The organism is Sphingomonas sp. CFBP 8760 (assembly GCF_014841615.1).
GTDB lineage: Bacteria > Pseudomonadota > Alphaproteobacteria > Sphingomonadales > Sphingomonadaceae > Sphingomonas.
The window spans coordinates 273,875-293,141 of record NZ_JACYUG010000005.1; the positions used below are offsets into that span (position 1 = coordinate 273,875).

29 protein-coding genes and 1 pseudogene are annotated in these 19,267 nt (G+C 62.6%); 27 read left to right on the forward strand and 3 right to left on the reverse strand.

All coding sequences use genetic code 11. The annotated features are described in order from the left end of the window. Positions 1-11: 11 nt before the first annotated feature. From IFT82_RS09225 to IFT82_RS09280, 12 genes and pseudogenes are all read left to right on the forward strand, one after another. Positions 12-200: a hypothetical protein gene (locus IFT82_RS09225; protein WP_192126000.1), complete on the forward strand. Its 189-nt coding sequence runs from the start codon at positions 12-14 to the stop codon at positions 198-200. Next, positions 191-724, forward strand: coding sequence for a thermonuclease family protein (locus tag IFT82_RS09230; RefSeq protein ID WP_192126001.1), 534 nt, complete (start codon positions 191-193; stop codon positions 722-724). Before IFT82_RS09225 ends, IFT82_RS09230 begins: the two co-directional genes overlap by 10 nt. A gap of 52 nt (positions 725-776) precedes the next feature. Continuing rightward, positions 777-1,382 carry a DUF7007 domain-containing protein gene (locus tag IFT82_RS09235; protein ID WP_192126002.1) on the forward strand — a complete coding sequence of 202 codons (606 nt, stop codon included), beginning with the start codon at positions 777-779 and terminating at the stop codon, positions 1,380-1,382. Next, positions 1,379-2,392: a deazapurine DNA modification protein DpdA family protein gene (locus tag IFT82_RS09240; RefSeq protein ID WP_192126003.1), complete on the forward strand. Its 1,014-nt coding sequence runs from the start codon at positions 1,379-1,381 to the stop codon at positions 2,390-2,392. The genes IFT82_RS09235 and IFT82_RS09240 overlap by 4 nt, the downstream gene beginning before the upstream one ends. A gap of 172 nt (positions 2,393-2,564) precedes the next feature. Continuing rightward, positions 2,565-3,209, forward strand: coding sequence for a hypothetical protein (locus tag IFT82_RS09245; protein WP_192126004.1), 645 nt, complete (start codon positions 2,565-2,567; stop codon positions 3,207-3,209). 12 nt (positions 3,210-3,221) lie between these two features. Continuing rightward, positions 3,222-3,518 (forward strand): hypothetical protein, encoded by a 297-nt coding sequence (locus tag IFT82_RS09250; RefSeq protein WP_192126005.1) that lies wholly within the window; start codon positions 3,222-3,224, stop codon positions 3,516-3,518. A 19-nt stretch (positions 3,519-3,537) separates the two neighbouring features. Continuing rightward, entirely contained in the window at positions 3,538-3,849 is a 312-nt protein-coding gene (locus tag IFT82_RS09255) for a hypothetical protein (RefSeq protein ID WP_192126006.1), read from the forward strand. A 71-nt stretch (positions 3,850-3,920) separates the two neighbouring features. After that, positions 3,921-4,421 carry a hypothetical protein gene (locus tag IFT82_RS09260; protein ID WP_192126007.1) on the forward strand — a complete coding sequence of 167 codons (501 nt, stop codon included), beginning with the start codon at positions 3,921-3,923 and terminating at the stop codon, positions 4,419-4,421. A gap of 62 nt (positions 4,422-4,483) precedes the next feature. Further along, entirely contained in the window at positions 4,484-5,191 is a 708-nt protein-coding gene (locus tag IFT82_RS09265) for a hypothetical protein (RefSeq protein WP_192126008.1), read from the forward strand. 12 nt (positions 5,192-5,203) lie between these two features. Beyond that, the gene (locus IFT82_RS09270; protein ID WP_244646618.1) at positions 5,204-6,613 is read left to right on the forward strand and encodes a hypothetical protein; all 1,410 of its coding nucleotides are present in this window, start codon (positions 5,204-5,206) and stop codon (positions 6,611-6,613) included. 381 nt (positions 6,614-6,994) lie between these two features. Further along, a pseudogene (locus IFT82_RS21460) lies at positions 6,995-7,162 on the forward strand (IS66 family transposase); the annotation flags it as partial. After that, on the forward strand, positions 7,132-7,311 hold the full coding sequence (locus tag IFT82_RS09280; protein WP_192126009.1) for a transposase domain-containing protein: 180 nt from the start codon (positions 7,132-7,134) through the stop codon (positions 7,309-7,311). The pseudogene IFT82_RS21460 and the gene IFT82_RS09280, both read left to right, overlap by 31 nt. Positions 7,312-7,433: 122 nt before the next feature. Here IFT82_RS09280 and IFT82_RS09285 read toward each other — a convergent pair whose 3' ends face one another. Continuing rightward, positions 7,434-7,970: a hypothetical protein gene (locus IFT82_RS09285; protein ID WP_192126010.1), complete on the reverse strand. Its 537-nt coding sequence runs from the start codon at positions 7,968-7,970 to the stop codon at positions 7,434-7,436. 447 nt (positions 7,971-8,417) lie between these two features. Between IFT82_RS09285 and IFT82_RS09290 the strand changes: the two genes are divergently transcribed. From IFT82_RS09290 to IFT82_RS09330, 9 genes are all read left to right on the forward strand, one after another. Then, complete coding sequence (locus IFT82_RS09290; protein WP_207105770.1) at positions 8,418-8,915, forward strand: hypothetical protein; 498 nt, start codon at positions 8,418-8,420, stop codon at positions 8,913-8,915. Between the two features lie 93 nt (positions 8,916-9,008). Then, entirely contained in the window at positions 9,009-9,248 is a 240-nt protein-coding gene (locus IFT82_RS09295; protein WP_192126012.1) for a DUF6894 family protein, read from the forward strand. Positions 9,249-9,409: 161 nt separating this feature from the next. Continuing rightward, complete coding sequence (locus tag IFT82_RS09300) at positions 9,410-11,077, forward strand: ATP-binding protein (RefSeq protein ID WP_192126013.1); 1,668 nt, start codon at positions 9,410-9,412, stop codon at positions 11,075-11,077. Position 11,078: 1 nt separating this feature from the next. Then, positions 11,079-12,011 (forward strand): hypothetical protein, encoded by a 933-nt coding sequence (locus IFT82_RS09305; protein ID WP_192126014.1) that lies wholly within the window; start codon positions 11,079-11,081, stop codon positions 12,009-12,011. 20 nt (positions 12,012-12,031) lie between these two features. After that, a complete protein-coding gene (locus IFT82_RS09310; RefSeq protein ID WP_192126015.1) occupies positions 12,032-12,403 on the forward strand; it encodes a DUF3768 domain-containing protein in 372 nt (123 codons plus the stop codon). A gap of 1 nt (position 12,404) precedes the next feature. Further along, entirely contained in the window at positions 12,405-12,623 is a 219-nt protein-coding gene (locus IFT82_RS09315; protein ID WP_192126016.1) for a hypothetical protein, read from the forward strand. A gap of 50 nt (positions 12,624-12,673) precedes the next feature. After that, positions 12,674-13,207 carry a hypothetical protein gene (locus tag IFT82_RS09320; protein WP_192126017.1) on the forward strand — a complete coding sequence of 178 codons (534 nt, stop codon included), beginning with the start codon at positions 12,674-12,676 and terminating at the stop codon, positions 13,205-13,207. 137 nt (positions 13,208-13,344) lie between these two features. Then, positions 13,345-13,968 carry a hypothetical protein gene (locus tag IFT82_RS09325; protein WP_192126018.1) on the forward strand — a complete coding sequence of 208 codons (624 nt, stop codon included), beginning with the start codon at positions 13,345-13,347 and terminating at the stop codon, positions 13,966-13,968. Then, positions 13,965-14,159, forward strand: coding sequence for a hypothetical protein (locus IFT82_RS09330; protein ID WP_192126019.1), 195 nt, complete (start codon positions 13,965-13,967; stop codon positions 14,157-14,159). Before IFT82_RS09325 ends, IFT82_RS09330 begins: the two co-directional genes overlap by 4 nt. A 14-nt stretch (positions 14,160-14,173) precedes the next feature. Here the strand turns inward: IFT82_RS09330 and IFT82_RS09335 are convergent, their stop codons facing one another. Then, entirely contained in the window at positions 14,174-14,665 is a 492-nt protein-coding gene (locus tag IFT82_RS09335; protein WP_192126020.1) for a hypothetical protein, read from the reverse strand. Between the two features lie 118 nt (positions 14,666-14,783). Between IFT82_RS09335 and IFT82_RS09340 the strand changes: the two genes are divergently transcribed. Genes IFT82_RS09340 through IFT82_RS09365 form a run of 6 tightly spaced genes read left to right on the forward strand, consistent with a single transcriptional unit; the run spans position 14,784 to position 17,648 of the window. Then, positions 14,784-15,050: a type II toxin-antitoxin system Phd/YefM family antitoxin gene (locus IFT82_RS09340; protein ID WP_192126021.1), complete on the forward strand. Its 267-nt coding sequence runs from the start codon at positions 14,784-14,786 to the stop codon at positions 15,048-15,050. Continuing rightward, positions 15,050-15,475 carry a type II toxin-antitoxin system VapC family toxin gene (locus IFT82_RS09345; protein ID WP_192126022.1) on the forward strand — a complete coding sequence of 142 codons (426 nt, stop codon included), beginning with the start codon at positions 15,050-15,052 and terminating at the stop codon, positions 15,473-15,475. Before IFT82_RS09340 ends, IFT82_RS09345 begins: the two co-directional genes overlap by 1 nt. Continuing rightward, positions 15,472-15,708: a hypothetical protein gene (locus IFT82_RS09350; protein ID WP_192126023.1), complete on the forward strand. Its 237-nt coding sequence runs from the start codon at positions 15,472-15,474 to the stop codon at positions 15,706-15,708. The genes IFT82_RS09345 and IFT82_RS09350 overlap by 4 nt, the downstream gene beginning before the upstream one ends. Before the next feature lie 49 nt (positions 15,709-15,757). Continuing rightward, on the forward strand, positions 15,758-16,063 hold the full coding sequence (locus tag IFT82_RS09355; RefSeq protein ID WP_192126024.1) for a hypothetical protein: 306 nt from the start codon (positions 15,758-15,760) through the stop codon (positions 16,061-16,063). Between the two features lie 52 nt (positions 16,064-16,115). Then, positions 16,116-17,183, forward strand: a complete 1,068-nt coding sequence (locus IFT82_RS09360; protein ID WP_192126025.1) for a hypothetical protein — start codon at positions 16,116-16,118, stop codon at positions 17,181-17,183. 45 nt (positions 17,184-17,228) lie between these two features. Continuing rightward, a complete protein-coding gene (locus tag IFT82_RS09365) occupies positions 17,229-17,648 on the forward strand; it encodes a hypothetical protein (protein ID WP_192126026.1) in 420 nt (139 codons plus the stop codon). 109 nt (positions 17,649-17,757) lie between these two features. Here IFT82_RS09365 and IFT82_RS09370 read toward each other — a convergent pair whose 3' ends face one another. Beyond that, positions 17,758-18,174: a hypothetical protein gene (locus tag IFT82_RS09370; RefSeq protein WP_192126027.1), complete on the reverse strand. Its 417-nt coding sequence runs from the start codon at positions 18,172-18,174 to the stop codon at positions 17,758-17,760. Positions 18,175-19,267 lie beyond the last annotated feature (1,093 nt).

The following is a 19,267-nucleotide window of genomic DNA, read 5'->3' on the forward strand; positions in this document are numbered from 1 at the left end:
TGGAATTGACCATGCCAGACGACACTCCCCTCTCACCGCTGCGCCGGGTGCTGTACAGCCATTCCAACGCGGTCCGCGTCGCGCGCTGGATGCGCCGCGACGGGATCGACACCGCGATCGTCGCCACCGACGATCCGTTGCAACCATGGCGGATCGTCGAAGCGACCACCATCAATCAGGATACCCGCGCATGCGCATGATCGTCGCCCTTGCTCTCGCCGTTGCCGCCTGCGGGGGTGTAGCCTCCCAGGCCGAAGACCAGTCGGTCATCCGCGCCGATGGCCGCGCGATTGACGGCGATACCGTGTCCTTCGACGTCAGGCTTCTGGGTGCAGATGCCTTCGAAAAAAAGCAATTGTGCCGCACCACCGATGGCTGCTGGCCGTGCGGCAAGGCGGCGCAGGACCATGCATCAAAGCTGCTGAAGGCCGGGAGCAGCACGATCCGCCTCACCGGCAAGCAGAGCTACGGTCGCCCGATCGGGACCGTCGAGATCCAGGGCCAAGACCTTGGCGAGAACATGATCGCTGCGGGCCTTGCCGTCCCGGCGACCAGCTACCTGAAGGACGATCCGGCTCGCGCCCACCGCTATGTCGCCGCCTATGAACGCGCCGAGGCCAAGCACGCCGGCGTCCATGCCGGCTATTTCATCGATCCCGCCAAATGGCGTCGCGGCGAACGCCTTTCCTGCGAAAGCCGCTCCCGAGATCGCCGGGGCAGCTGAAGCCCAAGGAGAGGGGAGAGGGCAGGGAGGGGCATCGCTCAAGGAGAAGACCATGCCCGCTTTCGCCTCCACGCCTGCACCCGTGCATACGATTTGGGACACGCCCGAAATGGCCACCCAGCGCCTGCCCGGCATCTGGTCGGTGAAGACCCGTTCCCATGGCGGCTTCGTCCTGTCCGACGAGCGTCAGGCCGCGATGCCGGAGGCGCTGCGCCTCGACAGCATCTACTACGAGGAGCACGTCGACTGGACGCTGGTGATCCTTGGCTTCGAAGCGGAGTTCGCCGCGCTGAAGGACCAGCACTTCGAGTTCGAGCGCGGACTCGCCCACCAGACCGCGCGACACTGGCGACCGGAACGCTACGGCAGCTTCACCGGCCAGGTCATCACCCCCAGCGACAGCTACGTCCTGAAGAAGGTCGCGAGCATCGAGGCGGCGATCGGCGAGATCGGCGTGCGCTCCGCCTCTGGCGATTGGGCCGATTGGGTGCCGCCCGGGAAGGTCGGCGTCTATGGCCAACGCATCATCGGCTGCGACCACCTTGGCTTCACCCAATATGATGGGCCGGACTTCAAAGGTCTCTGCGATGCCGCTCGCTACGACTCTGGCCAACCCGTGAACACCTTCGCGGCGCTGGGTGTCGAGCTACTGTCGTGACGATCGAGATCGTCGTCGGGTTGCCGCACCTGAACAACGGCCCGATCCTCGCCCGCGCCAAGCTGATGCAGCAACCAATGCTGATATCAGCCAACTGCCTCTCGAAATGGCGCGACCGGGCCGGTTGGCGCAGCTGGGAGGGTTGGCGGCACGGGCAACTTGCCAATACCACAGGACTGCGCAGCCTCGATCTTGATAGTGCCGGCTATGTTCTGGCTAGTCGCTATGGCGGTTTCCCATGGTCGATCGCCGACTACATGGCGCTGGCGGCCAGCTATCCGTTCCGGCGCATCGCCGCAGCCGATTATTGCTGCGAGCATCAGATCGCAGGCGACCGCGACGAGGTCCTGGATCGCATCAGCCGCACGGTCGCGACCAATCGCGAGTGCCGGGAACGCGCCGCTGACCTCGGCATCATCGAGCGGCTGATGCCGGTCCTGCAAGGCCGGACGCCGGAGGACTACAGCCGCTGCGCCGAGGCTCTCCACCTGTCGATGCTGCCCGGGACCGTCGTCGGTGTCGGCAGCATGTGCCGGCGTGACATACATGGACCCGAAGGTCTGATCGCTGTCGTCAGCTACCTCGATCGCGTCCTGCCGATCGGCGTCCGCGCGCACCTGTTCGGAGTGAAGGGCTCCGCACTGCCATGGCTGCTACCGTTCGCCGGGCGCGTCGCGTCGATCGATTCACAGGCATGGGGCACGGCCGCACGCCGCGAAGCGCACCGAACGGGGAGGTCGAAGACCGACGCCTTCGCTGCAGATCACATGGAGCGTTGGACGATCGTCCAGCTCGACCGGCTGCTTGAACCGCCGTGCCACGCCCCCGCGACAGCACCGATGCCGTTACCGACCCCCAGCGATGACCCATGGGAGCGCGCCATTGCCCGCGCGCGTGCCGAGGTCCGTGACCTGATCGCCTCCGGCGACCTGTCACACGACGAGATCACCGCCAGCTGGATCGAGACATGGGCAGCGGACCTATATGCCGAGGAGCGCGAGGCCGCCTGACGGCCGGAAAGATGTTTCCAAAAACCGGCAATATCTTGTCCCCGAGGCATGCCCAGGAGCCCAGCCCTGAGGGGCTGACGATACGAGCGCGATGCCGGTGTTGCGGAGAAAAGAGGGGGGTGAGGGGTGTGCGCAAGAGAAGCGCGCGGTCCTCATTTCGGAGCATGCGTCGATGATTTACGATGTGCCTTTCCGCCACCAACAAGCGCTGGACCCGAGCGCCCTGACCACCGTCACCGCGACCCTGCACGCGATCGAGAAGGCGGTGGAGGATTGCCGCAACGCCGGCGTCAGCCCGGAAAGCGATCCTGCCGTGACGCTGCTGACCCGGCATATGGCCACCGTCTCGGCCAACCGCGCCGATGAAGGCGTGCTCCGCGCCGCCTGCACCCGCCGGGTCGAGGAACTGAAGCGCTTCCCGACCTTGCTGGCGCTGGCGATCCGCGGTGTCGAATATGACGCCGCTGCCAAGGCCCGTTTTCACGAGGACGGCAAGCGCGCCATGCTGCTGCTCGCCAGTGCGCTTGGCCTAGCGACCGAATCCTATGAGGTCCGCGCGGTCACCGGCACGGTCGACCAGTCTGGCTACATCCTGCTCGCCGCAGCCGACCTCGCCGTCATGCTGCAGATCGGCGCGCGTCACGAAGGTCGTGAGGTATCCTACCGGGCGGTGTCGGGCGGTCTCGAACAGCAAAACCGCTTCGCCTCGATCCGCGACCTGCTGAAGCCCGACCGCTTCGCCGACCGGCTGTGCCGCGACCTTGGCCTCAGCCGTCCCGGCCGGCCGAATGACCTCCCCACCCAGCTTGCCGCCTGAAGGAGGGCTCCGATGGACATCCAACACGCGCTCGGCGTCGCAAGGGGCGACGCCGCCCACCTGTCGCGCTACATGGACCGGCGAGAGCGCTTCCTCGACATGCTTGACTGGTCGTTGCTGAGCGAGAGCCAGGCGCGGCAGGCGTCGATGCTGGATGAGCTGCTCGAAGACGACTGGGCCGCGGCCGGTCGCTACATCGACTGGCTGATCGACCGCCAGACCCGCGATAATGCGCCGCTGCCCGGAGTGATGCGCTTTGCGCCGTATCCGCGCCCGTGGCACGCTGAATGGATCACACTGGCAGCCTGACTGATTGGGGGATCAAACAATGAGCCGTCATACCTTCGCCGGCAGGGCCGGCACTAACGTTGCGATCGGCTGGGATCGGCCACTTCGGACGTTCTTCGTGCAAGTGAGCAAGCCGCATCCGACCAAGGCCGGAGAGAGCAAGATGCTGCGGTGGGCCGGCACCGATATCGATGAACTGAAAACCGCCGCAGAGGCGATCGCCATTGCCAAGACCTATGCCGACCTGCCTGACACGCTTGGTGCGACGCTGGAGACCGATCGCCTGAAGACCGTGGCCACGCCCGACGGTCCGGCCCAAATCGCAGCCCGGCCCTTCCTCAAGCGGTCCTGAAGCGCCCGCAAGGGCAATGGAGGGGAGGGAGATGGGGTTGTTGATCCACGGTGGATCGACGGAGAAACCCCATGTCCCACATCTTCGATCTTGGCGGCGCGCCTGCCAATGAGGAATGCGCCCAGCTCGGGCAGACCATCGACTTCGACGTGGCCAATACGCTCGAGGTGATGACCTATAAGCTGGCGATCATCGCCCGCCACGGCATGCCCCCCGAAGGGTGCAAGCTGATCGTCCACAACAACCGCCACGACTTCGGCTGCTATCGCACGCTCGCCCTGCGGGTGGAGGACGAGGACAGCGAGGCGGTCGCAGCCTATGCCCAGGCCGTGGAGGAAGGTCTCGGTTCCTGGATCGAGGCAGGGTTCACGCCGCCCGTCGGCTATGCCGGCAAGGTCGCCACGATCGAACGCGCCGAACATGCCGAACTGGTGATCGGCGCATTGCTGACGACGCGGCCAGGCCCGGACGGGACCTTCCCGGTCGCCGACTTTGCCATCCTGCACGGCAACCTCGCCGCTGCTTTCCCGGAACAGGCCGAAGCCGCGCGTCAGCGCCTCACCGCCGCCTGATCCAGCCCAAGCCCCACAAGCATGGCGCGCCGGCTTAACCCCGGCGTGACCGGAGAACGCCCGTGTCTAACAGCTACACCAAAGCCGCCTTCTGCATCCTCATGTCGCCGGCGGATGCGACGATGCTCAGCCTCGCCGTGAAGGCGATCGGTATCCTCGATACCGTCAGCGACGACGAGGATCTGAAGCTCTCGTTCGATGCGCTCGGCGTGCGTTTCGGCGAGGTGTTTCCGGCCAAGGGGCCGAACGCCTTCGGCAGCTTCCTCGATCTGATCGATGATCCTGCCCATCCCAGCCTCGGCTGCGACATCGACATCGAGGAGCCCGGCACCGAAGGCCTGTGCTCGGTCACCTTCAGTGGAGAGCAGGTCGAGATCGAGGTGATCGCCCGCCTGATCTTTACCGCCTGCAAGTCGGCGCTGCCCTGCGCATTCGAATGGGCGCACGGCATGGATCGTCTTCGCGTCGGCGAGTTCGGGGGCGGCTGCGTCGTCATCACCGCGGCCGGCATCGACTACCATAACACCCGCGATATCCTTGATCGCGTGATCACCCGCACGATCGCCGACCCCGATGAGGCGGTGGACGGCTTCGTGCTGGCGCTTGCCGACCAGGAACACGGCCTGAGCTTCTGGAACAACGATCACGGCTTCGGCCGGCTCGGACTGGCGACGGTGTTCAGCGAGGACGAGGCGACACGCTTCGACAAGCCGATCGCGCACACCGAGCCGGAATGGCTGGCGATGCCGGCACCGCTCGCCTTCTCCTGAAGGATCGAACCCATGCTGATGATGACATCGCAACCCGCCGGGACCATCCCGGCGGGATCGCTCCCGCCTGCACAGCCATTCGGGCCTGCCGAGGCTGTATCCCCGGAGAAGTTCGACTCCGCCGACATGCGCTGCTGGCTAAACCGGGGCCGATCGGTTGAACATGCAACCGAGCTTGCCCGCATCTGGCGGACGTATCCCGACCTGCCTCCCGGTGCGTCGCTGGAGGACCGGATGGCGCGTTGTGGCGAACGGCTAGCCGAGATGAAGCCTCTGAACGACGCGATCAGCGCCAGGACGGAAGCCGAGCGGCAGGCGCGCAACTTCGCCTTCACAGAATCCCACATCGTGGACGGCACGATCTCCGATAACGAGGTCGCGATCCTGCGAGGCCGTGACGAGCATGGCTATGACTGGGATATCGCCGTCGCCTATGCCAGCGGCTGGACTGCCGCTGACGCCGGCTGCGAGCATCGTTTTTTCGTCGACGGGTCGAAGCGCAAGGCCGAGAAGCGTGCCGCCTATGATCGCGGCTTCGCCGATGGTGGCGGTGACCAGTCCGACCTTTTCGACGCTGCCCGCCGTAGCAACCTTGTTGCCTTGCGGCGTGACAATCAGCGGCCGATTGCTTCAGCGCAGCCAATCGCCCGCCCGGCGCCGAGCAGCTGGCCCAAGCCAAGCGACCATGCCCGCCCGACCCGGTGGTCGCGCCGGCTGCTGATTGTTTCGGACGCCACCATCGAGGAGGTGACGCCGGGGCTGATGCGGGTGACCGGTCTTCATCTGACCGGCGAGGTTCGCGCCCGCGCGGGTACTGAGGCAATGACGATCGTCACGATCGACCGCCATGCCGGCTTTGTTGTGAGCGACTGCCCGGTCAAGACGTCGGTGCCGATCGCCGCAGCCCGCGCCGATGAGATCATCGCCGACCCTCGCCACGGCGATGCGCTTCGCGCCATCCTTGCCGGCGTCGAGATCGATGACGTCCTGATCGCGGTGCAGGGAGACTATCTCCGTATCGTCGACGCCTTTGCCGGTGCGCTGCCGCTATGCGCGAACATGGAGCGGACGCAAAACTCGCTGCTGCAACAGCGTGCCCATCTGCGCTGCTGGCTCGACCGCGGCTACGGCGGGGCGGGCAACATCGGTGCCGGCCACATCCGCTGGGGTAAGGCGATCAAGGGCCTGACCGGCAAGCTCAGCGAGTTCACCGCCCGCTATGTCGGACCCGCGCCGCGGCGTGGTCACCTGATCCGGATCGAGGCTGAAGGCGGCGAGCCCGCACATGGCTACGCCACCTCGGCCGGCGAGCCGCTCGTGCCGGAGATCATCGTCTCCAACAAGACGAACATCCGCCGCGAGATGGCGGCTGCCCTGCGCACCTTTGGTGGCGCGACCCGGCTGATGGACGGGCGCGGCTGACGCCGACGCCACCCCCTTTCCCAACTTCATCCCAGAGGAGACTATGATGGCTGACATTCGCACCCTGACCGTGATGACCGAGGCCGATGACAAGGCGCTCGGTTTTGCCGGTTTAAACAAGGTGGGAACCGGTGAAAAAATGTTTGGAGTCGTAGGCTAAGCCTCGGTCGACCGTAAGGGGATGGCGATCATCCGCGAGCGATACGAGATCGAGCCTCACATGACGCCTGACCGGACCCCGCATTCAGATTCACGTAGGATGCGCAAACTGTCGCGGCTGTATCTGCTGGACTTCTTCGCTTAGGCCAATGGTGTCCTCGCCAAGATTTCGGCGCGTGTGCCGGTGGCAGCGGCGCTGCGCTATGCGGTGAAACTAAAGCCCGCCTCGTTGCCTACAAGACCGATAGCCAGCTGGAGATCGGCAACAACCCAGCTGAGAATGCGCTACATGCCGTTGCTCTCGGCAGACGAAACTGGACTTTTGCGATGCCGACTGTGGCAGTGAGCGTGTCACGGCCATGTATACGCTGTTGGAGATCTGCTGGCTGAACGCGGTCAACCCGCAGGAGTGGCTTGCCAACGTCTTCAACTGCATCGAGCAAGGTCATCCCGTCAATAGACTTGATAAGCTTATGCCATGGCCAGGGGTCACCGCTTGGGACGACACTGATCTGTCGGAACGAGCAATAACTGGCTAGCAGATTGGCCATTTTAAATGGTAAGATGCATATATGCTGTGGGGCAAATTTGACATCTATAAGATAATTATTATAAATAATTCTAGTTCGATGCGTAATGATGCATTATTTATGCGGTCGCGTTAGTGACTATTCTTATTTAAGGATGAGGATGCCACGGTGCCAGCGTTCGTGCTAAGGCGATAAAGAAAATCACGACGCTCCTCTGATCCGGGTACGAATTTCTTCAAATTCCGAGATTGGTCTTTCGACAGTGGAAATATACTATATCCACGGCCTATCAAGCATGTCTCTACTTCTTTTTGCAACTTGTTCTGTAAAGAATTAACTTGACGCCTAGGGTCGTATATTCTTTTCAATAGCACATTCCGGTTGGCTTGAGCTGCAATTCCCTCTTCATCAGCAGGCCGCGCCATGGGCGGCATATTATTTTCTCGCTCCAAGGCTTCGAAGCCCTGTACGTAGACTTTAGCTTCCCTATCCCGCTTTACATCACGTAAGGCCGTTGGAAGGCTACAGGCAATAGCATCAGCGTCATAATCGGTACGCGAAACCCCTGGCTTTCCCCAGGTATATGCGGACTGCGCCGCTATCACATCTTGTGATAGAAATGCCATAAAAGGCGACAACGCCCAACCTGCTATTTTTAACACACGCATTGTCGCCTCCTATTCTTATTACTTATCCTGGGCATCCATAGCTTTGTTTGCATCGAGCAAAGTTAATCTCAGCCTGCTGATAGCAATTAGCAGGATAGTTATTGTTAGGGTAGCTAGCACATGCATACCGCTCACGTTGATAAGTGAGCTCGCAAGGTCCACATCCGGACTGTGCGTATGCGGGGGCACCACAAGTTAGTGCCAAATTGGCAATAATAAAGGCAAGATTCTTCACCTGCTTAATATCACACCTCTTCGGTTTGTATTGGTTTGATGAGTGTTGTTTATCTCATTCCTTCGGTCAACAAATTTTTAAGTGCTCAATATGTGGGCCTATCGATTCGATTATAACACCTTGATAAAATTCTATAAAGCAGGAATTTCTTCCTTATCGCAGCAGCAATCCTTGGTCACGTCGCAGAGCTAGACTGTGACTTTGCCCATCGATTGGCGCAGCAGCTCGACCCGGCCGAATGGCGTAAGATGCGTATCCGCAACCGGACCGTGGAGGCAGGGGTGTGCGCGTGGCACGACTTCCTCGACGCCAACATGGTCATGCTGGCGTCGTGGCAGGCGACACGCGACCCTGCGATCGTCGGTAACGGCGATGCCACTGCGCTTGGCCTCGACCTCGACCACGTCAACGCGGCCTGGACCATCGCCACTCGCGATTATTTGACGGCTTCTGACGAGGCAGCCCGGTTCGATGATTGGCGCGTCACCGGCCGCGATGTGTCGAGCCTCGCGGCTGAAGGCCATGATCTGGCGACGATCCCACCATCGGATAGCGCCGGCCGCGTCTACAAAGTCGGCTTCATCCAGGCGTACGGCAACGGCTGGATCGTCGACGTCGCGATCACCAGCGAGTGCTTCGAGCACCTGATCGATGCCGAGGCTCACCTCTGGTCCGTCTTCGCCTCCGACGAAAGCCGACACCGAGAGTGACGCCAACAAAATTCGATTATATTACAATACCTTAACCCATTATGTATCCCGACACCGGGCGGGTCGTAGAGTTGGCCGGGAAGGAGTTAGGAGATGTCACGGTTTCATCTACACGTGTTTGCCCACGTCGATGCCTATGATGAGGAAGGGATCGACCGGCCAAGCCTTGAACATGCAAAGCAGGAAGCAATCGTCGGTGCCCGGGAATTGATCGTGAGCCATATCCGTAATGGCCAATGCATCTGTTCCAGCAATCGGATCGAGATCAACGATGCCAATGGCGTGCTCCTCGATACGGTCCGCTTTGGTGACGTCCTGACCATCATCGCTTGACCGGTATGATCGTGCCAGCGCTCATGTCTGGACGAAAGGGGACCTGGCGCGCCCCGCATCAGGTCTGAAGCGACCAGATAGGCCCCAAGGCGCAAGGAGGGAGGGGGAGGGGACAGGCAGGTGCGGGGAAAGGCCCCGCGCACGTCCGAAAGGTCCTGCCCATGCTCCCCGCCACCATCGCCACCAGCGTCGCGCCCGAGACCATCGCCAAGGTTGGGCAACTGTTCAACGGGTCGGCACACGACGTGCTAAGTGAACTGTTGCAGAACGCCCGCAGGGCTGGTGCGACGAACATCGTAATCACGACGGCAGGACATCCCGCCGATCAGCTGCTCCACGTCGTCGATGATGGCAGCGGTATCGCCGACCCGGCCGCGGTCGTAACGCTTGGCCGATCGGGATGGTCTGAGGAAACGCAAACGCGCGAGGATCCTGCCGGCATGGGCGTGTTCAGCCTTGCCGGGCGCGACGTCATCATCCGGTCGTGGTCACAGCCAGAACGGCAGGGGTGGATGGCGCACATTCCGGCCGGTGCCTGGGCAAGCAGTCGGTCGATCGCGATCTCGAACGATCCCATCGTCTGCGGCACCGCCATCACGGTACGGATACCGCACGAATGGTCCGACGGGCTCGAAGAAGCCGTTCGGCAGGTGGCATGTCATTATCCGCTGCCGGTCACCTTCAATGGCGAACCGGTCGCGCGTAGCGGCTGGCTTGATGGCGCGGTTCGCATCGAGGACTGGAACGGCTGTCGGATCGGCATCTACCGCGAGGAGCTGAAGGTCAGCGGCAATCCGCGACTGAACTTCCACGGCGTGACCATAGCGTGCAGCCTGCCGACTATCGGCGAGGTCGGGCGCGGCCACCTCTGGAATGCCCGGGTCGATATCCTCGACTGCTTGGCGATCCAGCTGGTCCTGCCGGCCCGCAAGGAGGCCGTGCAGAATGACGCGCTGGGCGACCTGCGCAGCGCAGTCACGGCAGCCATCTTCCGCACGATCGCGGCGCAGCCCTTGCATCGGCTCGCCTTCGACAACTGGTCGCAGGCCCAGGCGCTCGGCATCGAAATGCCCGAGGCAGAACCGTATCTGAACGGCTGGCTCCCGCTGCACGCCGATCACGACGAGAACTATGCGAGCGGCAGTCGCATCACCGATCCTGCGATGGTCGTCATGCCCGAGATCGATAGCCTGATCGCCCAGCCCGCCGCGCTCGCGATCGCCCGTCACTCGCCTTTCGGCGGTCAACTGGTGAACGAGGAAACGGCCTTCGCCGGATATCGCTGGTATGACGAGCTGGCCCGGGTCGGGGCGATCGCGTTCTACGTCACCCAGGACGGCTGCACCTTCACGGTCGATGAGAACACCGGCGCTCCCGCCGATGTCGATCACGGCTATGTCGAGGGGCTGGAAATGTCCGTGATGCTTCATCGTGGCGGTTCCTTCGCCGAGGTGCTCTGTGAGGCGGATGTGGCGTTCGCGCCGGACCATGACATGTCCTGCCGTATCGATGATCTGGCGATCTTCATTCGCCGTGGTGCCGAGCTGGTCGCCGGCGATGTCATCGATCTGACCCGTCGTGCGGCATTCGATCCGGATACCGACTGCGACGCCGATACACCGCAGACCCAGCGGCTGCGCTTCATCCGCGACGCGACTGAACGGGTCATCGGCATTCTGGAAGGCAGCGACGCCGCGCTCGAAGTCCAGGTGCGCTCGCTGCTGTCGAATTACCGCTGGCTGGTCCCGGCCGACCGGACGGTGACGGTCACGATGACCAATGATGCACTGGCGGTAGCGATCGCCGAACGCACGACCGAGGCCAAGTGAGATGGACGGCATGCCTCCAGCGCCTGTCGTCCTCGCTTACGGCGTAGGGGTCGACAGCACCGCCCTCCTGATCGAGAAGGTCGCCCGCGGCGAGAAGATCGATCTGGTCCTGACCGCAGACACAGGTGTCGAGAAGCCGGCGACCTATGCCTATCTCGACGTCATCCGGCCCTGGATGGACGCGCGCGGTATTCGCCATGAGATAGTCTCGTATATTCCCAAGAGGTTCAAGCATTGGCCGCCATATTACGGGCTGCTAGAGATGTGCTTGACCAACGCAACATTGCCTAGCAAGAGCCTCGGAGGCAGTTCGTGCAGCCTAAAATATAAGAAGTCGCCGCAGGACGCTTTCCTATCGACATGGCAACCAGCGATAGACGCATGGGAGCGTGGTCAACGGGTCCGACGTCTTATTGGCTATGATGCTGGTCCGCGCGATACACTACGCGCGAACCATGCGCTATCGATCGACGATCCACTCTACGAGTGCGAATATCCGCTCAGGCAGTGGGGTTGGGATAGAGATGCCTGCACCGCCCGGATCGTGGCGGAAGGCCTGCCGGTCCCTCCGAAATCGGCGTGCTGGCTGTGCATAGCCAATAAGCCGAACGAGATCCGCGATCTGCCGCGCTGGTGTCTGCGCCTGATCGTGCTGGTTGAGGCCCGTGCCGCCCCGCGGTTGCACACCGTCGAGGGTCTGTGGCGCAAGGGAACCAAGGCACGCCCTGGCCGGATGACCGACTTCATCCGCAACGAGGGGTTGCTCCCGGCGCGCGAAATCGACCGCATCTGGAACAATGCGCCCACCGACCTGATCCGGTTTCAGGACGTCGCCGCCTCGATCCCGATCGAGGACCGCCCGACAATGCGGGACTGGATCGACCGCTTCAACGCCGGCGTCGCCGCGATCGAGCGCCCGCTGCTCGCCGCCTGAACCAATCGAAGGATATCGACATGACCGACACGTCCACGCTGGCGAGCCCCGACGCACGTCTTGCCACCATTGCCCGCCTCAATGACCGGTGCCGACAGGGCCTCGATCGTACCGCCCGGATCGGGATCACGCGAGCCTGTCTCGACACCTTCGCGGAAAACCGCGCCGCAGAGATCGTCGCCCAGGCTGGAATCCTTGCCGCCCTACGCGGCTACCGCTTTTCCGAGGCAGAGGCTGGGGAACGGGACCGGGGAATCTTCGAGTACCAGGGCACGACCATCTACTTCCGGATCGATTATTACGACACCGCCCTCGAATACGGCTCGGAGGATCCCGCCGACGCCAGCATCACCCGGCGCGTGGTGACGATCATGCTGCGCGAGGACCTCTGACATGGTCGGGAAAACCCGAAAGGGTCATCGGCTCGATCTCCTCGCGCTGTTGGCACGGCGACCCGTCGACGAGGACTGGGAGGCTGACAAGGCGGGATGGCGGTCATTCGTCATGGGTAACCCATCCAGCTACGATCCAGGCAGTCGCCTACAGGCGGCATGGCAGCGCGGGTACGACGCCGCTGCGCGGAGCAGCGATCCCGTCGGGCTGATGCTGTGAGGTACGACCCCCGCATCGCCATCGTGCCCGAGCACGAGTTCAACGAGCTGATGGCGGTCGTCCGCGACCAGATGACACCAGGGCCGCTCAGCGACGATGATGACTGGCGGGCCGACTATGCCGAGGAGCAACGCCGGCGACGGATCGTCGGCTATCAGCAGGACCTCTTCACCAGCACCGCGATCACCCACTACCGCCGCGGTCCCGCCGCGCCGATCGTCGAGCGACCCCCGGTCGAGACGGTTGCGGCCAAACTGGACCGGATCAAGGGCGACCCATTCGCGACCTTCGGTCCGCCACGCAGCGACCGCCCATCGATCCTGACCCAGCGGGAGAGGCGGACGATCGTGCGCGGTGCCGCTAACTGGTTGTCCGTTCGCCAGCGCGTGACGCTGGTCGATGCGCCGGGTTCGGTTGATCCTGCCTTTGGCATCCAGCGCTATCTCGGCCGGCATGGCGTGATCTGGCGTCTGTGCGGGGAGACGTTCGCCGACCACTGCTATGTCTTCTTCGACGCCGTCGGCGCCGAGCGGACCGCCAAAATCCACATGGTCGAGGTTCGCGACCTGCGGCCGCTGTCATGAGCTTCCGGCAACCCGACCTGTTCTACGGCGATCGCCAACCGCCCCGGACCTTGCCGCCAGAGCGGGCATATCGTCGGGAGGGGAGAGGGAAAGCGAAGGCGTTCGCTTAGGAGAGCATGGGCGCATGGGTCAGGCACATGCACCGCCTGTTCGCGATCGAGAGCCCAAGCAGCGATCACTACGCCCGCACACGCGAAACTGCCCGGTGCCTGACGGTAGACCGCATCCGGGAATGCCGGCACGACGATGACCTGGCGCGGTGCGAGACGATGTTGGTCGAGGCGCGGTCGGGTTGGCTGTATGGCCTCGATCGCGCCTTTAACCGGGTCGAGCGGGGTACGCTGCTGGTCGAGGTTCGCAATCGGCGTCACCTGCTCAGCCTCGGTCGGACCGCTGCCAAACCAAAGGGGCCGCGCTTCGACGTGACCCTGTTGCCGGATGCGGCGCTGCTACGGCTGATCCAGACCCATCACGATCCCGGTATCGTGGTGGCGCTGCGTGCCGAGAGAACCAGGCGTCAGGGTCGTGATAACGAAAACGGGGCCGGAACCGATAGCAGCGGTCCCGACCCCGTCGATCGAAGGATCCTCCTGGATAGACTGGTTCAACGCGCTCGCGCCGATTCCGGTCCGCCATCCCCGTTATACGGTTCATCCTCAATTTTCCATGAACGAGCCGTTCCGGCCGTTCCATCCGCCAAAGGCACACCACCCGAAGGACTTCACCCGAAGGACATCAACCCCGAAGGGACATCAACATGACCGTCATTGCACTCTCGGCTCGCCACAGTTCGCTCGCTTCTTTCGAGAACGCCTACGCCGTCGCCATCCAGCTTCGCGAGAACACCGGCATCGACCAGTTCGTGGTCCGTACCGACAATCCCATTCAGCCTTTCCGCGTCTCCCGGTGCTGGCCACATCACCCGGAGCATCTTCTCGCCCTGGTCGCCTGACCAAGGCAGCGTCGTCAGCCCTTGACCGTCATCCTGTCGAAGAGCTGCGCGGCCGTGAAGCCTTCGCACAGGTCGGCGTTCGTCGCGTAGATCACCGGCAGCTTCTGCTCGCGCATCACGGCGCACATCCGGCCACGGCGATAGGTCACGCTCTTCAGCCAGCACAGGTCCTCATGTGCCTGCTGGAACGGCGTATCGTACAGCAGATACCAGAGCCGCATCTGGAACGGGTTCTTCGCATCCAGGATTTCGGCCAGATCCTTGCTACCCTCACCGTCGCTCACGCCGTTGTCGGCATCGGCCGCCAGTGTCTCGAACGCTTCCTGAAGCTCGGTGATCGCAAGATAGGCCAGATCGAGGCCGATCCCGATGGTGGCGCCTGCCAGCACCCGACGATCGGCCGACACTACCGGGTCACCGTTCTCGTTCTTCTCGTTGTTGTTGAGCACGTCGTATAGCGGCAGGTCGTAGTCGTACCCCCGCATCATGTCCTGGGCCTTCATCATTTCCTCCTTCGGGCGGGGCACCGGGATCGCCACGATTGTCATGCGCGTGAGCGATAGGCCGTCGCATGACGAACATTGACAATCCCGCTGCCTGCGGCAATGTCTGAACGTCACGACATTGAAGGTCAAGCCGTCCATGCAAACTTTTTCCAGTCGCGATTTTCAACGCGAGCCGGGCCGCATCAAGCGTGCCGCGGTCGATGGTGCGGTCATCATCACCGAACGCGGCCGACCGATCATTGCGGTCATGCCCTTTGCCGAATATGAGCGGCTAAAGGCGCCTCCCGGCAACATCCTCGACGCGCTCGACATGGACAAGGTCGGTGACATCGAGGTCGACTTCACCCGGCCAGCGTCATTCCCGCGTCCGGCGGTATTCGACTGATGTACCTGCTCGACACCAACGTCCTGTCCGAGCTGCGCAAGCGGCGCAGCGGTAAGATCGATGCGGCCGTCGAGGCATGGGCCGGCAGCGTCGACCAGGCCGACATGTACCTCTCGGTCATCACCGTCATGGAGATCGAGCTTGGCATCGTCCTTCTCGAGCGCCGCGATCCGCGGCAGGCGGGCGTTCTACGCCTCTGGCTGCACGAAAAGGTCATGCCGGCATTCGCCGGTCGAATCCTGCCCATCGACACGCCGATCGCGCTGCGCTGTGCGCGCCTGCATGTCCCGGACACCAAAAGCGAACGCGACGCATGGATCGCAGCGACCGGACTCGTTCACGACCTGACGATCGTCACCCGCAACGTGGCTGACTTCGCTGGCACCGGTACGGTGTTGCTCAATCCCTGGACGTATCAGACATGACGATGGAAACATTACCTGACGAACCTACGGTTCGTGACCTGATCCACGCGATCGGCGGGCTGACTGCCATACTGGTCGGGCATCTGGAAGTTGCCGGTGTCACCACCGCCACCCGGATTGCGGGCGATCTCGGCAACTACGCCGCCATCACCGCCGAGACGGAGAGCAACGCCGGTGACATCCTCGCCTATTGGGCCGGTGTTCTCCGAGACGTGGCAGACAATCACGGATAAAACATCACGATCAACTTCGTTTGCGTTTCAATCACGAAAGGGCGTCACCATGGCTGACCTGACAACTGAAGAAGCCACCTGGATCAGGGCGGCAGCCGCTGCCTTCCTCGCTATCCGCGTGGCAAGCCAGTCACGGCCTGATGAAGCTCAGACCCGCGACATCAATTTTCTGGCCGACGCCCTGCACAACATCGGTATGGTCGGCACCGGCAACAGCATGTTCGCTGACCTGCACACGCCGGAGGATCTGATCGAGGTCCAGAAGATCACCCAGCGGCTGCTCCACAGCTTTCAAAAGCCGGCTCCAACGAAGTCGTCGCTGCTCGAAGGTATGTTTCGAATGAAGCGACCCTGAAAACCGGATGGACTTGGGAAAATCCACGACCTTCGCTGAACGGAGTTGCGTCATGACTTCCAACCTCATGGATCGCCGGGCCGATAGTCTCCCTATCGGTAACCCCGTCGTGAATAGCGCGGACATCACCCGCAAGACGGTGCTGTGGCAGGGTTCCGAACTCGCCAAGCAGGTCGCTATCGTCGCTCTCCTCATCGCCTTCGCTGCCTACCTCATCATCGCAGCGTGGAGCCAAGGGAGCCTTGGCCAAGGGCTGCTCGGCGCAGCGGGTCTGACGTTCGCGACCGGTGGATACATAGCGTACAGCCGCCGTCGCGCCAGCGCGCTGCCCTACCCCGCGAACAGCCTCTCGATCGCGCTGGAAAAGGCGCTGGACGAGGTCGAGCGCATCTACAGCGCCCCGCGGCCGATCGCCGAGCGCCGCAACCGCCTTCAGGGCCTCGTGCCGGCGCTGAACGAAGCCTTCGCATCGTTCCTCGGCCGGCCCTGCGCCAGCTTTCCCGATACGCCCCTTCGCCACGATAGCGAGCATGTCATCCCCGTCGAGCGTCAGTACCGTGAGGACCTGCGACGGCTGACCTGGCTCAACCGACCCCGCACCGTGCGCCACGACGTCGCCACCACGATCGGGATCGACTGCCTGACCAGCTATCGCCGCGTCATGCGCAACCTTGGCGTCAACATCGATCTCCTCGAACCCTACGGAGTGCCGTCCTCGGCACCGCGGCCGCTACCGTCACCCGCGACCTCAGGCGCAGCCACGATCACGCCGATCTACCTCGCCACGCTCGGCGCGCGATTGGGCGAGCCCTTCAATCAGATCCTGCCGCCACTGCGGCAGAAGCTGAACCGCTGCCTTGCCGCCTACCCGCACATGTCGGATGCCGACCGGAACGAGGTGGATGCGATCATCAACCGCCACCTGCCGGCAATCGAGACCGCATTCGTCGACAAGACCGAGCAAGGCACTGCGGCAGTTGGCGCGACCGACACAACCGTCCAGGCTATCGGCCGCATCGGCGTCACGCTGGACGACCTTCTGATGCGCAGTGCGAAAGGAGCGGACGATGCCTTCTCAACCGTGATCGGCTTTGTGGAGGCCCGTCATCCCGCAAAATAACGCCGGTAGATTAAACGCTTGCGTCAATCCGTTCGCAGGTGCAGCATGGCAACGCCTTTCAGGCATCCTCTCCTAAAAGACCCTCCGGGCTGGCTCACGCCGGCCCTTTTTTTGTCTGCCGATCGCAACCGCTACCGCTGCTCAGCAACGGCACACTCAATCATCATCGTCATCCGTGCTGGCTACACCACGAGCCGCAAGCGCGGCATTCAGCTGCCGCTTGATGCTCATCCCGCTCAGGTGTTCAAGCACACGATCATAGCCTTCGGACGTAAGCTGACCGCGAATGTCGTCAACGGAACGGCATACCCCTTCCCTGGCCAACTGAAAGGCTCGTTCGATCGTCGTCACCCGGGTGTCGGTCATGCTGCTCAAAAACCTCCGATCGAATGCCGCCAACGGCGTTCGATCACGCCGACGCATATCGATCTAGGCGGCTCCCTTTCAAGGATAAGCGCCTGTTAACCTCTTCCAGCTACCCAGCCTGACGGCGCCTTTCAGGCCCCCTCTCCTAATGAACCCCCCTCTTGGGCCGGCTCGCGCTGGCCCTTTTTTTGTCTGCCGATCGCAACCGCTACCCCTGCTTCAGCCGCGAGATGAGAACGCGACGTTCGCGCTCGATCTGCTGTTCCATCATCGGCCAAATGACCTTGGCAGCTGCGCAGTAGCCCGACCAGTCCGCCTCGATTGAAGACGTCGTCCACGCCTTGATATGCCCGTTCGACAGCATCCGCTTGGCCGCCGTCGCATACAGCAACTCCGCCAACTCGGTTCGCAGGTCATCATCCGCTTCTTTCAGCAGGCTCGGCACCACCTGCTCACTCACGAACCGCGACCGCGCCAGACTTGCGGCCGTCAACTGCTCCCGTGCCGCGCCAAGCTCACGGCTGCAGGGGCTCGCTGTCCCGCAATGACGTCGGATTTCGCTCAACCCCGCCTCGATCGCCCGATGATGCTCCTCCAACACTTGGAGCATCGCTTCTTCCGTCATCTGACTCGCCCTTCCATGCTCGACAATGTCGAATGCCGAAGGGTTTCAAGACGCCGATGGTTGACGATACCGCCACCCTATCGTGACGGTAACAGGTCAGGACCGGCAACATGATTGATCCGCTCGAACACCCTAATTTGTCTGCCCGGTGCTTCCCGTCCGGACCCTTACAATCAAACGCACAAGGCGAGTCCTAGACTCATGGGATTAACGAACTTTCGAACCGGTCGCACCGAATGTAGAACCGATATGTATTATTCTCTGTAAGTGCGCGGAATTGCTTGAAGGTTGGTAAACGGGACATCCAATGGGCCCAAGTCTTGAACGCTGGTGTCATACGTTGAACCCCGCTGTGTTTATCGACCGGCCAAGGCGTCATGGCGGAGAAGCTATGGCTCACTCCACGGACCGTCATTCTCATCAGTTCGGTGACGGGTGCGCCGTTGCTGACCAGAGCGATTAATGCTCCGGGGGGCCACCCCGCCCAAGAGGGCGGGGCCGGGCTCTAGTCGGCAAGAGCCGACCGGAGTCCCGCGAAGAGCGGGTCTCCGCCCTGAAGGGTAACGATCCCTTGTCCGACGTACTGCAACGCCTCCACGGGCCTTCTGCGGCCATTGGCGCGGATGATGTGGGGCATGAGTGGCACTCTCCCCGCACGTCACACCCAGGACCACGACCACCGCCGGCAGCCTGCGGCTGTGGAATCATGCGCTAGGCGCATGATGAGTGCTTTGTGGGCCTGTGTTCTCATCGCACCCTTCGCCGTCTCTCAGTGTCTCGGCGTGCCAGACCCATCCGACGGGGTCGGCGTCAAAGTAGAATTGTCCTGACGGACAATGCTTTTGTTTGATTTGAAGACGCCTCAACAAGAATACCGGGCCTGAAGGCCCTACGGTTTCCACCGCTAAAGCGGCGGAGCCTCCGTCATTCGTGTTGACCCCGCCGGCCGTGCCTGCCTCTTGAGCCCCTGCGAGGACGGCTCCGGGTGCGATGAGAACAAAGGCCGGGCCTTGCCCGTCAGCACAGTAGAAAAGGAATAGCCCGCTGACGCGGTCTATGCGTTGTTTGTTTGTTTATTTACGCCCCCTAGTCG